The sequence below is a fragment of the Psychroserpens sp. genome, from assembly GCF_045105015.1.
Taxonomy (GTDB): Bacteria; Bacteroidota; Bacteroidia; order Flavobacteriales; family Flavobacteriaceae; genus Psychroserpens.
On sequence record NZ_JBGCCX010000121.1, the window covers coordinates 1 to 13,948 of the forward strand.

10 protein-coding genes are annotated in these 13,948 nt (G+C 32.6%); 5 read left to right on the plus strand and 5 right to left on the minus strand.

Going from position 1 to position 13,948, the window contains the following annotated elements; genetic code table 11:
• Nucleotides 1–189: 189 nt before the first annotated feature.
• Complete coding sequence (locus AB8B90_RS09060; RefSeq protein ID WP_405335935.1) at nt 190–1,323, minus strand: arabinogalactan endo-beta-1,4-galactanase; 1,134 nt, start codon at nt 1,321–1,323, stop codon at nt 190–192.
• A 137-nt stretch (nt 1,324–1,460) separates the two neighbouring features.
• On the opposite strand from AB8B90_RS09060, the gene argS reads away from it, so the two are divergent.
• Nucleotides 1,461–3,245 (plus strand): arginine--tRNA ligase, encoded by a 1,785-nt coding sequence (argS, locus tag AB8B90_RS09065; protein WP_405335962.1) that lies wholly within the window; start codon nt 1,461–1,463, stop codon nt 3,243–3,245.
• 4 nt (nt 3,246–3,249) lie between these two features.
• Here argS and AB8B90_RS09070 read toward each other — a convergent pair whose 3' ends face one another.
• The 4 genes from AB8B90_RS09070 to AB8B90_RS09085 are packed head-to-tail and all read right to left on the minus strand — an operon-like array spanning nt 3,250 to nt 7,620.
• On the minus strand, nt 3,250–3,795 hold the full coding sequence (locus AB8B90_RS09070; protein WP_405335938.1) for a YfiT family bacillithiol transferase: 546 nt from the start codon (nt 3,793–3,795) through the stop codon (nt 3,250–3,252).
• Nucleotides 3,796–3,842: 47 nt separating this feature from the next.
• Entirely contained in the window at nt 3,843–6,155 is a 2,313-nt protein-coding gene (locus AB8B90_RS09075; protein WP_405335941.1) for a TonB-dependent receptor plug domain-containing protein, read from the minus strand.
• Nucleotides 6,148–7,044, minus strand: a complete 897-nt coding sequence (locus AB8B90_RS09080) for a FecR family protein (RefSeq protein WP_405335944.1) — start codon at nt 7,042–7,044, stop codon at nt 6,148–6,150. Before AB8B90_RS09080 ends, AB8B90_RS09075 begins: the two co-directional genes overlap by 8 nt.
• 60 nt (nt 7,045–7,104) lie before the next feature.
• Nucleotides 7,105–7,620 carry an RNA polymerase sigma factor gene (locus AB8B90_RS09085; protein WP_405335947.1) on the minus strand — a complete coding sequence of 172 codons (516 nt, stop codon included), beginning with the start codon at nt 7,618–7,620 and terminating at the stop codon, nt 7,105–7,107.
• Between the two features lie 347 nt (nt 7,621–7,967).
• Here AB8B90_RS09085 and ffh point away from each other — a divergent pair, with 347 nt between their 5' ends.
• The 4 genes from ffh to AB8B90_RS09105 form a co-directional block, all read left to right on the plus strand.
• On the plus strand, nt 7,968–9,296 hold the full coding sequence (gene ffh / locus AB8B90_RS09090) for a signal recognition particle protein (protein ID WP_405335950.1): 1,329 nt from the start codon (nt 7,968–7,970) through the stop codon (nt 9,294–9,296).
• 38 nt (nt 9,297–9,334) lie between these two features.
• Complete coding sequence (locus AB8B90_RS09095) at nt 9,335–10,210, plus strand: bifunctional 5,10-methylenetetrahydrofolate dehydrogenase/5,10-methenyltetrahydrofolate cyclohydrolase (protein WP_405335953.1); 876 nt, start codon at nt 9,335–9,337, stop codon at nt 10,208–10,210.
• A 22-nt stretch (nt 10,211–10,232) separates the two neighbouring features.
• On the plus strand, nt 10,233–10,946 hold the full coding sequence (locus tag AB8B90_RS09100; protein WP_405335956.1) for a TIGR02206 family membrane protein: 714 nt from the start codon (nt 10,233–10,235) through the stop codon (nt 10,944–10,946).
• A 382-nt stretch (nt 10,947–11,328) separates the two neighbouring features.
• Nucleotides 11,329–13,948: proprotein convertase P-domain-containing protein (locus tag AB8B90_RS09105; protein ID WP_405335959.1), on the plus strand; the 2,620-nt coding region annotated here is incomplete at its 3' end.

The window sequence follows — 13,948 nt, forward strand, 5'->3', positions numbered from 1 at the left end:
TAATAGCTTACCAAAAATGAATAAAAGGGTTCTAAAATGCTAATTTTCGGGTTTTAATACCTAAAAATTAGATAAAGTGGTCTTTGAATTTTTTAAAAATATCGACGAATAGATGAACGGCAAGAATCATAGAAAAACAACACTTTTGTCGATGAAATGCATGCTTTTTGTTAAAATACTGATTGTCAGTTAGTTGTTTTTGTAAATATCAAAAACAGGTAAGGCTTTTAAATCAAAATCAAACATACACTGATTTTCCCATGAACTTCCTGATGTTGAGGTATTTTCACTTCCGGAAAATGCAACCCAGTCTGGAGCCCAATAACAAAAACCAATACCACGATTATTAGGAATGTTATTTATTGTATTGTTTAACCAAGTAAAATAAGCTTTTTGTCCTTCAGGAGTAGGAGCAAACTGACTTAAAATTTGAGATGTATCTCCAATATAGTTTGTACTGTTGTCATTCCAATCTAAAGTGAAAGGATAAGCAACTTCAGCCAAAAGAATATCTTTGTTAAAAACTGAAGCAAGTTCATTTAGTTTAGATTGGACAAGTGCTAAATCTTGGGTTTGAAACTGTGGATAATAAGATAATCCAATGATATCAAAATCTACATTGTACACATTCAATTCATTAAAGAAATAGATCGCATTTTCAACACTCGAATGATGTAACATGATTTTAACTGAATTTTCAGTATCAACCTCTCTTACTGCTCGAATTGCTTCATCAACAAGAGTTGCATAATTATTCCAATTATTTGAAAAATCACCCCAAACCTTTCCATAGTCCCAAAGAAATCCACTATCAGTTTCATTACCGATTTGAATTACATTAGGAAGCGTATTCTGGTTTTTTAATTGTGTCACAACATCTTTTGTGTATTCATAAATAGCAACCTTAACTTGTTCGTTTGTCATGCTTTGCCATGCAGAAGGTGGCGTTTGTGTTCCTGGATCTGCCCAATAGTCACTATAATGAAAGTTTAAAAGGAAATCCATTTGTTTGGCTTTAATACGTTGTGCATATGCTTTGACATCTTCTAAACTGTTTTCGCCATCCTGAGGTGTATGCCATAATCTAAGCCGAACGAGGTTGGTTCCGTTTTCTGAGACAAAATCTAAAAGTTCTATAGGGATTCCATTCTCATCTTTGTAATTAAGGTTGAAATCTTCTAATTCTGATTGAAATGATAAATCCATCCCCTTGTAAAATGTAGAGGTATCTTCAGGAAGCATATCTTGTTGTGACTCAGAATCATCAGAATTATTGCAACCTACTATAATAATAAGAAGTAAAAGGCTCTTTAAGTATTTCATGAATTTAATTCTTAATCAAATTTAAATATAATTCTATTAAGGTTCAGTCTTGAGTTTATAAATTCAATAAAAGCAAGTGTTAGTCATTAAAAAATAATAAAAAACCTATCTTTGCAGACTTATAAATAATGACACAAATGAATCTTCAGGATACGCTTTCAAAGTATGTAAAAGACGCTGTAAACTCAATTTATAGCGCTGATTTAGAATCGGTTGAATTTCAGGCAACTCGTAAGGAATTTGCTGGAGATATTACTATCGTTGTGTTTCCAATGTTGCGCGTTCTCAAAGGAAATCCTGTTCAGATTGGTGAACAAATAGGGCATTATCTTGTAGAACATGTGTCAGAAGTTAAAACCTTCAATGTGGTGAAAGGATTTTTGAATATTGAAATCAATGACCTATATTTTATCAATTTTTTTAATGCTATTAAAGATGAAGCACAGTTCGGTTTTGTGTCTGCTAATTCTTCTGATAAGTCAGTAATGGTCGAGTATTCTTCACCAAACACAAATAAACCATTGCATTTAGGTCATATTAGAAATAACTTGTTAGGTTATAGTGTTTCTGAAATCTTAAAGGCATCAGGTAAAACTGTTTATAAAACCCAAATTATTAACGATAGAGGGATTCATATTTGTAAAAGCATGTTGGCTTGGAAGCGTTTTGGAAATGAAGAAACACCTGAGTCAACTGGTTTGAAGGGAGATAAATTGGTTGGTAATTACTATGTGAAGTTTGACCAAGAATATAAATTGGAAATTAAAGAATTAATTGCACAAGGTCAATCAGATGAGGATGCTAAAAGGAATGCACCATTATTAATTGAAGCTCAAGAAATGCTTCAAAAATGGGAGGCTGGAGATAAAGAGATTGTTGCTTTATGGGAAAGAATGAATGGATGGGTTTATGATGGGTTTGATTCTACATACAAAAACTTAGGTGTTGATTTTGATAAACTATATTACGAAAGTGAAACCTATTTATTAGGAAAAGAATTTGTTGCAGAAGGTTTAAAAACAGGTGTGTTTTATAAAAAGGAGGATGGTTCTGTTTGGTGTGATTTAACCGAAGATGGTTTAGACGAAAAGATTGTATTACGTAGTGATGGTACAGCCGTTTATATGACGCAAGACATTGGTACAGCAATTCAACGTGTGAAAGATTTTCCAGATGTTGGTGGTATGGTTTACACGGTAGGTAATGAGCAAGAATACCATTTTAAAGTCTTGTTTTTAATCATAAAAAAACTAGGTTTTGAATGGGCTAAAAATTTATATCATCTAAGCTATGGAATGGTTGATTTACCTTCAGGTAAAATGAAGAGTAGAGAAGGAACTGTTGTAGATGCAGATGATTTGATTGTTGAAATGGCTCAAACTGCCGAAGAGATCTCTGAAGAACTTGGTAAGCTTGAGGGATATTCTGAAGCCGAAAAGCAGGACCTTTATAAAACGATAGGTTTAGGTGCCTTAAAATATTATATTTTGAAGGTAGATCCTAAAAAGCGAATTTTATTCGATCCCAAGGAATCTATTGATTTCCAAGGCAATACTGGTCCGTTTATTCAATATACATATGCTAGAATTCAATCAATTTTAAGAAAATCGGATTTGAATGTGGATGTCATGTTGAGCGAAGCAGAAATAACTCTGCACGATAAAGAAAAAGAAGTATTGAAACAACTTGAATTATTCCCTGAAGTTATTCAAAATGCTGCAGCACACCATAGTCCAGCTTTAATAGCAAATTACACCTATGAACTGGTGAAAGAGTTCAATTCTTTTTATCAAAATGTTTCTATTTTAGGTGCTGATAATGATCAGGAAAAATTATTTAGAGTACAATTGTCACAAACCGTTGCAAACGTCATTAAAAATGCATTCAATCTTCTTGGAATTAGTGTTCCTGAAAGAATGTAGTTTTTCAGAATTGTCCTTTGTAATCTATGGCTTGTTTTATGTGTGCTAAATGATGATTGCAATGCCAAGCATAAACACCAATAGTTTCATCTATTCTAAAATGCTTTCCATGTTCAGGATGTACAAATTCTTTTGGTAAATCTATAGGAGAAAGATGACGTAATAATTTTCCTAGTTTAGCATGTAAACCTTTTAGTAATGATAAAGTATCATCTAAATTATCATCTGTTCCATCGACAAGATTTGCCCATTTTGCTTCATAATAAGGACGTATGGTTGGTGTCTCTTCAGTTAATGCTAATTTAAACCTGATCATACTATTCATATGACTATCTGCACAGTGATGGACTACCTGTTTGATGGACCATCCTTCTGGTCTGTACTGCCAGTTTAATTCATTAATACTTAAATTTTTTGTAAGTTGGTTGACACTCTTTGGAAAACGTTCAATATCAGCAATCCATCCAGAAATTTGGGAATCATTGATATGCTCAGGTTTCTTAAATTCGCCTATGGGGAATTTTAATTTTTGAAGGTTTTCTTTATTCATTTACTTAATTTTTATTATAAGCTAATCGTGTGAATTTACTACATAAATTAAAATCGTACTCTGAAACTAATGTTAGGAGTTATGCCTAAAGATAAATTATTTACAGTAACAATTTCATCATTTTCATCAGTTGCGAAATAAGTATTTAAAATATTTTTTCTGTCAAACACATTCCAAACAGAAGCTCCAATTGAAGCATCCAGTTTGTTTCCAAATTTTAATTTATAAGTTGCCGAAATATCAGTTCTAAAGTAGTTGCTTAAGTTGTCACTATTTGGAGATTTGAATTCTATACTAGTATTTGCACCATTTTGAATATCAGCAGGAAGCGTTGTAGGTTTCCCAGAATGCCAGTTAAAACCTAAAGCAAGATTTAAATTGTTTATAGAATAAGTACTTGCAAAAGTAATTGCGTGTCTAATATCGAGATTGTTTCTAAAGGTGTTATTGTTATTTAAGTTTTCAAAAGTGTAATCATTATTACTAAATGAATAACTCAACCATGTACTAAAAGTTTCGAATTGTTTATTGATTAAAAAATCGACACCTCTTACTTGATATCTTCCTGTATCGTTAAGAAATTGAAATTGGTTTTGAAACCCTTGGCTACTACTTGTAATACCTTCAACATTTTTGATAAAAGCTTCAGCGCTAATTAATAATTGGTTTTTGTTATAATGGATTCCAAAGGCACCTTGAACACTTTTTATAATTGGAATGTCTTCATTGTTAGATAAAATCCATCGTCGTTTTTCTATTCCTAAAAAATCATTTTGTAAATCTATGATTTGTGAGGTCGTTTGACTTTTGAATTCTGCTAAAAATTCTAACCTAAAATCGTTGCTAAGTTTATGACTAACAGATAATCGAGGCTCGGTAAAAAACTCTGAAAATTTTTCAATATAATTTGTTCTAATCCCTATTCTGGCATACGTGTTTTTGTTTGCTGAAGTAAATTCTGCTTCACCATAAATGGAATGTGTTCTATTAACTTCTTTGACAAAACTAGTAAAATCGATAAGATCTAATTGTTCAAAATTGCTTATGATGACTTCATTAAATTGATAGCCACCATGAAGCTTTAAATTGTCATCGATATGATTGGTTGCATTTATTTTTATACCAAAATCATTAACTTCATTTTCTTGGTTTTGACGCTGACTATTAACAACGTCATAATCGGTTGATTTGAGGTCGTAATTAGAAATGTAAACCTGAGCTGTTGTCGTAAGCTTGCTATTCCAATATTTTAAATATTGTATGCCAGCAGCGAAATTATTTTGCTCTAGAGTATTTGTAAGTGATTCATCTTCGTTTACTAGAGAGTTTTGATCATACGTTAGACTGTTATTGATTGTAGAAAAATTAAAGCGTAATTGATCTTGATCTGTTATATCATAAAGCAATTTCGAAGCAATATCATAAAAGTAGAAGCGTTCATTGTTAGATACAATCGGTGTTGTGTTTTGAGAATTTGAGAAGTCTGAATCTTGAAATACACGTTGTAAATACTGATCGTAAGTAGGTGTGAAAATAAAATCTGTAACCGAACGTCTTGCAGATATTTGAATTTCTGCTTCTTTTGTTAAAGGGACTTTAGCAAATCCATCAGCATGAATCAAATTAAAACCTGCACCAGCTTTAAAATCTTGATCGAGACTATTAGATTGTTGCATGTCAATAACACTTGAAACACCGTCCCCATAGATAACGCTTGTTCCATTTTTTGAAACATTAATATCTGTTGTTAAATACGGATTGAAAGCAGAAACCAAACCAAAAAAATGTCCGGACTGATACATTTTTATACCATCCCAAAGTATAAGGTTTTGGTCATGTGTTCCACCTCTAACATTAATGTTTGAAACTGTCTCATCAACACTTATGATGCCTGGAAGTGCTTGTATAGTTTGTAAAATATCTGGTTCTATGAGTCCTGGAAGAATTCCAAAATCTTTAGTTTTAATAGCTATTTTGCCATCACTTTTTCTGGAGATTCCTTTAGTGAGATAGTTGGTGATTACTACCTCTTCCAGTTTTTGAGTTATGAATTTGCTTAATGGATTAATACGTTTTGAAATCACTATATTATGATCATCAATAAGTATAAAATCTAAATTGGTTTGTGTTTTTAGATATTTTAAAAGTGCTTCTAAACTATACGCTTTATCAGGTCTTTTTAAGTTAATATCACTAATTGTTTGGTCAATATAAGTGAAATTTATACTGTATTGCGTTTCTAATTCGGATAAAACTTCTACAAGAGGTAATGACTCTTCAGTTGTATTTTGAGCATTAATGCTGTAAATACAAGAGTGAAATAAAATTATAAAAAGATAAATGATACCTTTCTTACTCACGTTTTAGTGTAATGATATTGTCAGTTTTACTGTACGTTAAATGTAACGGTAAAGTAATAGATTTTAAGGCAATTTCAATATCATTATGAGTAAAACTTCCTGTAAATAATTGAGAAGTGTCAATATTTTCAAGTGAAATATGTACATCATGTTGTCTTTCAAACTCAGCTATAACCTCGCGGTAGGGTAGGCTTTTAAAACGGCTTTGATTTTGTAGCCAAGATGGAGTTGATTGATTTTCTTTTTCAGTAGTAATTAATTTCCCATCAAACATGAAGAATGAATCTCCTGGAAGTAATTGAGTGGTATTATTTTTATGAGTAACGGCAACTTTTCCTTCGTAGCAAACAACTTCGAAATAATTTTCTCTATGTTTTACATTAAATTGAGTTCCTAAAACAGAAACAATACCGGTCTCAGTTTTAACATCAAATTGAGATCCTGTTGCAACTTTAAAAAATGCTTCACCTTCTAATGAAACCTCTCTGTTATTGTTCCAATTATTGTCATTAAAAGCAAGTGTAGACATTGCATTCAATTCAACTGTTGAATGGTCGGGTAATTCAACTGTTTGTTTTTGTGCTACTAGAGTATTAAATGTGGAGTCTAGTGTAGTTGTGTAAAAGTACATGCAGAAACAAATTACAAATATGGCAGCTATTTTAATGCACGCAGCTAACCAATTTATAGATTTTTCTGGTGTTGAATTAATGCTATAAAGTACTTGCTCTAAATTCTCTGAGGTATTATATTCAGGAGCTTTAAAGTGCTTTAAGTTATAGTCTAACTTTGTTAATGCATCATAGTCTTCAAGCTTTTGAAAAGCTTCAAGTTCTTGAGCATTTAGGTCGTGATCTAGCCACTTTTGTATGAGTTCTTCTTTAGTCATGATTTGGTTTACAACTATATAACAGTTATCTATATAATATTCCTACCCTGTATTAAATTATTATAATTCGTCTATATCTTTTCGTAGTTTTTTTAGTGCGCCATAAATACGTTTTTCTACAGCTTTAGTTGAAATATCTAATAACTGAGCAATTTCTTTAAAGCGTTTGCCTTCAACACGATTCATTAAAAAAGCGACACGTTGAGCTTCAGTTAAATTTGCTATAGCTTTATTTAATTTTTCTTGATATTCCTTTTCTTGCAATAAAAATTCAGGTGTCTCATTGGTGCTAAATTTAGGTTTTATTTGCTGATGCTTACGAACTACTTTTTGATGCGCATAAGCATTGAGCATTAGGTTGTTAGCAGTTGTGAATAAAAAGCTTTTGGCTTTATCAGGTGTTATTTTTGCGCAATTTTCCCAAAGTTTAACAAACGCTTCTTGAACTTTGTCTTTAGGACTAAGTGTGTTACCAAACTTATAATATAGGAAGTTATTAAGATCTTCAGAGTATTTTGTAAATAATGAAGAGAATAGGCGTTCTTCGCAAATATTGTCTTTAAGCGGTTTAGGCATAGTTTGTTAGTTGAAGCGCATTTAAAATTTAGGTAAAGGTAGGTGATTTTTAGATTTAGTTGTTATATAATAAAACAATAGTACAAACATATTAATTCTATTTATTGTTGTAAAGCATTATAATGTTGTGATTGTTTTTTTAATTCATAAATAGTTAATAAAACTGAACCACTTAAATTTTTAGTTTTAGTTTTTAGTTTGAAAAAAGGATTGCTGCCATAGCAATCCTTTTTTATGTTTTATTTATAGAACATCACTTTATAAATACATCTCAAATACTTAAATTTGCTTTTTTGCAAATGCACCTAAATCTAATTAAGGTGTGTCAATTAATTTGAAGAAAGATTATGTTTAATAATTTAAGTGAAAAGTTAGATAAAGCGTTACATGTTCTAAAAGGGCATGGAAGTATTACAGAAGTTAATGTTGCTGAAACCTTAAAAGAGGTTCGTAGAGCATTACTAGATGCCGATGTTAACTTTAAAATAGCTAAAGAGTTTACCAATAAGGTAAAAGAAAAAGCCTTAGGACAAGATGTTTTAACAAGTTTACAGCCAGGACAATTAATGGTGAAGCTTGTCAAAGATGAGCTTACTGAGCTAATGGGAGGTGATGTAGAAGGTATTAACCTTTCCGGTACGCCAAGTGTGATTTTAATGTCAGGTTTACAAGGATCTGGTAAAACCACATTTTCTGGTAAATTAGCCAATTATTTAAAAAATAAGAAAACCAAAAAACCATTATTAGTGGCTTGTGATGTCTATCGTCCTGCTGCGATTGACCAATTACATGTGGTTGGTGATCAAATTAATGTTGAAGTTTTTAGCGATAAAGGTAATAGTGATCCAGTTGCTATTGCGCAAGCAGGTATTGCTCATGCGAAAGCTAATGGTCATAATGTTGTTATCATTGATACAGCAGGTCGTTTAGCTGTAGATGAAGCAATGATGACCGAAATATCAAATATCCATAAAGCCATTCAACCTCAAGAAACACTTTTTGTTGTAGATTCAATGACTGGTCAAGATGCTGTAAATACTGCCAAAGCATTTAACGATATCTTAAATTTTGATGGTGTTATATTGACGAAATTAGATGGTGATACTCGAGGTGGAGCAGCAATATCCATTAAATCGGTAGTTAATAAACCAATTAAGTTTATTGGTACTGGAGAAAAGATGGAGGCTATTGATGTTTTCTATCCATCACGTATGGCAGATCGTATTCTTGGTATGGGAGATGTGGTGTCTCTAGTTGAAAGAGCTCAGGAACAATATGATGAAGAGGAAGCAAGAAAAATTCAAAAGAAAATTGCAAAAAATCAATTTGGTTTTGATGATTTCTTAAAGCAGATACAGCAGATTAAGAAAATGGGTAATATGAAAGATCTTATCGGAATGATTCCTGGTGCAGGGAAAATGATGAAAGATGTCGATATAGATGATGATGCGTTTAAAGGAATAGAAGCCATAATACATTCTATGACACCTGAAGAAAGATCAAATCCGTCTGTTATTAATGCAAGTCGGAAGAAGCGAATTGGAAAAGGCTCAGGTACTTCTGTTCAAGAGGTTAATCAGTTGCTAAAACAATTTAATCAAATGAGTAAAATGATGAAGATGATGCAAGGTGGAAAAGGAAAGGCGATGATGCAAGCCATGAAGGGAATGCGTTAATTTATTCCAAAATAAATATTCAACTTAAAATAACCAACATGACAATCTTAGACGGTAAAAAAGTAAGTAATGACATTAAAGATGAAATTACCGAACAAGTCAAAAAAATGAAAGTTAAAGGTGAAAAAGTACCACATCTGGCAGCCATAATTGTTGGTAATGATGGTGCTAGCTTAACCTATGTTGGAAGTAAGGTTCGTGCTTGTGAACGTGTTGGGTTTGAGTCAACAATGGTTCGTATGTCGAATACAACCAGTGAAATTGAGTTGTTGGATAAAATTGAAGAATTGAATCAAAACGATGATATCGATGGTTTTATTATTCAATTGCCATTACCACCTCAAATAAATACACAAAAAGTATTGATGGCTGTCGACCCAAGTAAAGATGTTGATGGATTTCATCCTGAAAACTTTGGGAAAATGGCTTTAGATATGAGTACTTTTATTCCTGCTACTCCATTTGGTATCCTAGAACTATTAGATCGTTATGCTGTAGATACTCAGGGTAAGCACACCGTTGTTATTGGTAGAAGTCATATTGTCGGAAGACCAATGAGTATTTTAATGGGACGAAAAGGGTTCCCAGGAAACTCAACGGTTACTCTAACTCATAGTCATACTAAAAACATAACCCAAATTACATCTCAGGCTGATATTATCATTTCAGCATTAGGAGTTCCAAACTTTTTAAAAGCAGAAATGGTTAAAGATGATGTCGTGATTATAGATGTTGGGATTACTCGAGTTCCAGATGAGAGCTCTCCTAAGGGATACATAATTACAGGAGATGTTGACTTCGAAAACGTGAGTAAAAAAGCAAGTTATATAACACCAGTTCCCGGAGGTGTTGGACCAATGACTATTGCAATGTTACTAAAGAATACCTTACTAGCTAGAGAGCAACGCATGTAAATCAATTTGGCTATATTGCTACATGCACTTATCTTTTTTATCTTTAAGAGTCATTATTGGCTCTCTTGAACATCTTCTTCCAATTGGTATTGCAGTTTTGTTTACTTTTTATATAATTAGATTTGTTAAGCATCCTTCTAATCAAAAATATCAATCAATAATTTTTAAGGGACTAACTGGTTTTGTTTCATTAAGTGTACTTAGTTTTCACATCTATTATATGTGTTTCAAATCATATGATGTAAAAACTGATTTGCCTTTGTATCTCTGTAGTTTAATAGCAATACTAATCCCATTTTTTTCTATTTATAGAAAGTATTGGATGTTCGAAATTTTAGTGTTTTGGATCATTGCTGGTACTTTACAAGGTGTCATAACTCCTGATATAGCTGTGGGCTTTCCGAGTCTCGATTATTTTAGATATTGGATTGTGCATCTTGGACTCTTATCAATAATTTTTTATGCGATTTTTGTTTTTAAAATGAAGCCAAAATTTAAAAGTGTATTCAAGTCTTTTTTCGCACTTCAGTTGTATGTGGTTTTAATAGTTCTTATAAATTCTTTACTCGATGCAAACTATTTTTATCTTAATGAAAAACCGAAATCAGCTTCCTTATTAGATTATTTTGGTGATTGGCCTTACTATATAATTATGACTCAATTGATAATTATTCCTTTGTTCTTATTGATATATCTCATATTCTACTTAACTTCATATCGAAAAATAAAGGTATAGTTATGCAATGGTAACCTCATCCAGATACTAATTTAGAGCTTTTATATTATTATATGTATTTTCTTACAAATATTGTCTGTTTGTCTTTATATTTGTAAGAATAGCCTAAAAGTAAATTGGTAATTATCAAATTTTTGTACATTCATTTAAGATTTGACATAATATTTTCCTACAGATATTTTTTAATTTCCTATAGCATATCATCATGGTAAGTTAATTGCTTTTCTACCCGAGTTTACATTTACATCTAATAGATTTATGTTTGGTTAAACAACTAAAAAAAAAACCAATCATTATGCATGCTTTCACTATTAAGTTCTGTTGTCAGAATTCCCATTTTTTGTGTTCTATTTTTAAAGTCAAAAAGCAGCTATTGCTTATTATGGCTTTTTTCTTTCTTAGTTCATTTCTATGTTTTGGGCAAACATTTTCCGGCTCCACAGGTGCTATCGACGATGATAATTGTCCAACCACTAATGATTTTACGACTTCAGTGTCTGGAGTAGGTGTGCTTGGGACTACCAATTTTTTTAATGAAGTAGTTGTTAATATTACACATACTTATACTGGTGATCTTGAAATGACTTTAGTTGCACCTGGTGGATCACCATCAGTACTTTTATCTTCTAATAATGGAGGAAGTGGAAATAATTATACCGATACACATTTTAGATTAGATGCCATATTCTCTATTGCAGCTGGTACAGCTCCATTTACTGGAGATTTTCGTTCTGAAGAATCTTTCGCACTTCTTGACGGTATAAATGCTGATGGTAATTGGACATTAGAAATATGTGATGAATTTGGTTCTGATGTTGGAACATTAGATTCTTGGGAAATTACATTTGGGACTGAACCTGTTGAGCCTTTTATCTGTACGAACCCAATTAATCCATCACCTTCATGTAATAATTTTAATGTTGTTGTAGTTTTAGATGAGTCTGGTTCTATCGATGAAGTAACTGAAGCTCAAGTAGAAGCGGCTTCATTTGCTTTAGCAAATGCATTATTAGATACAGGTGCATCATTGGCTTTTGTGGAGTTTGCTGAAACTGGGGATATTCCTACATATGGAGGTTTTTCGGGTTGGAATGAAGTAGATCAAGCTTATATTGATGGTTTAAATAATCAAAGTACAGGGATTGTTGCTCAATATGGTGAAAATGATAATACAACTGGACCATTAACAAATTGGGAAGATGCACTTAATAAGGTTTTAGAGTTAAATGTTGTACAAGTGGCTGATATCGTATTATTTATGACAGATGGAAACCCTACTGCTGATTCGAGTGGAGGAACTGGAACATCATTAGGAAATGCTTTAGATGAATCTTGTGAGGTGAAACAAATGGGGTCGCATATCTTTATGCTTGGAGTTGGAACTGGTATTGAAGCAAATAATTTAGCAGAAATTTCAGGACCAATTGTTGATGATGGACCAGCAAATCCAACGTTAACAGTTCTAAGTGCAGATTACGGCTTAATTTCAGCAGGTGATATAACACAATGTTTCTTAGATATTGCTCAAAGTGGTTGTAATAATAATTTAACTTTAGAAAAATCAGTATACGCTGGACACGATGGTGGAGTAGGTTGTAGTGGAGAAGAAACGATTTCTAACCCTAATGATTCTAAAGTCACTTATTGTTTTACAGTTTCTAATGGTGGTGATCAAGTTATAAATAATTTGGAATTCTCTGATTCAGATATTGGGATAGATGAAAGTAATTTAACACCTGCGTTCCAAACATCAATTGCTTCTGGTCAGTCGGTTACATATTATTATGAAATGACATTTTCTAACGGACAAACATTCCCGTTTTTAAATACAGCTGAAGTAACAGGTGAAACACCAACAGGTGATCCTCTAAGTGATAGCAGTTCGGCAGAAGTTACTGAGTCATTATGTACATTTCCAAGTTTAACAACTAATGATATTTCAGTATGTTCAGTAAGTAAGACCACTATTGATTTGTCTACCTTAATAACATCAAATGGAACAGTATCGTATCATAATAGCCAATTAGATGCAGATAATAATGATAATGCCTTAACAAATATAAATGTTAGTCCATCATTTGATGCTGTCTATTATGTTAGGAGTCAAACAACAATAGATTGTTATGTAACTGATATAATTACAATAAATGTAACTCAAGTACCCGAGCTGCCAATATTAGAGTGTTGGCAAACAGCAATGATTAATGAACAAACATGTCAGTGGGAAATTTCAGGAGAACAACCAGTTGAGCCAACCACAGCATGTTATGAAATAGCAACCTTTAACCCTCAAACTTGTCAATGGGAAGTAACTGGAGAACAGCCTTTGGAGCCAGAAACAGCCTGCTATGAAGTAGCAACGTTCAATGATAAGATATGTCAATGGGAAGTGACAGGTGAGCAACCCTTAGAGCCAGAAACTGCGTGTTATGAAATAGCAACCTTTAACCCACAAAAATGTCAGTGGATAATTACTGGAGAGCAACCCTTAGAACCAAATACAGCCTGCTATGAAGTAGCAACGTTCAACGATAAGATATGTCAATGGGAAGTGACAGGTGAGCAACCCTTAGAGCCAGAAACTGCGTGTTATGAAATAGCAACTTTTAACCCACAAAAATGTCAGTGGATAATTACTGGAGAGCAGCCGATAGAACCTGAAACAGCATGTTATGAAATAGCAACCTTTAACGATAAGATATGTCAATGGGAAGTAGCTGGAGAGCAACCCATAGAACCAGAAATCGCGTGTTATGAAATAGCAACCTTTAATCCACAAAAATGTCAATGGGATGTAACGGGCGAACAGCCGTTAGAACCAGAGACAGTATGTTATAAAACTGCAATATTCAATACACAAACATGCCATTGGGAAATATCCGGAGAGCAGCCTTTAGAACCAGAAACAGCATGCTATGAGTCGGCTAGATTTAACTATCAAATATGTGAATGGGTAATATCAGGAGAGCAACCATTAGAGCCAGAGACAGCATGTTATGAGA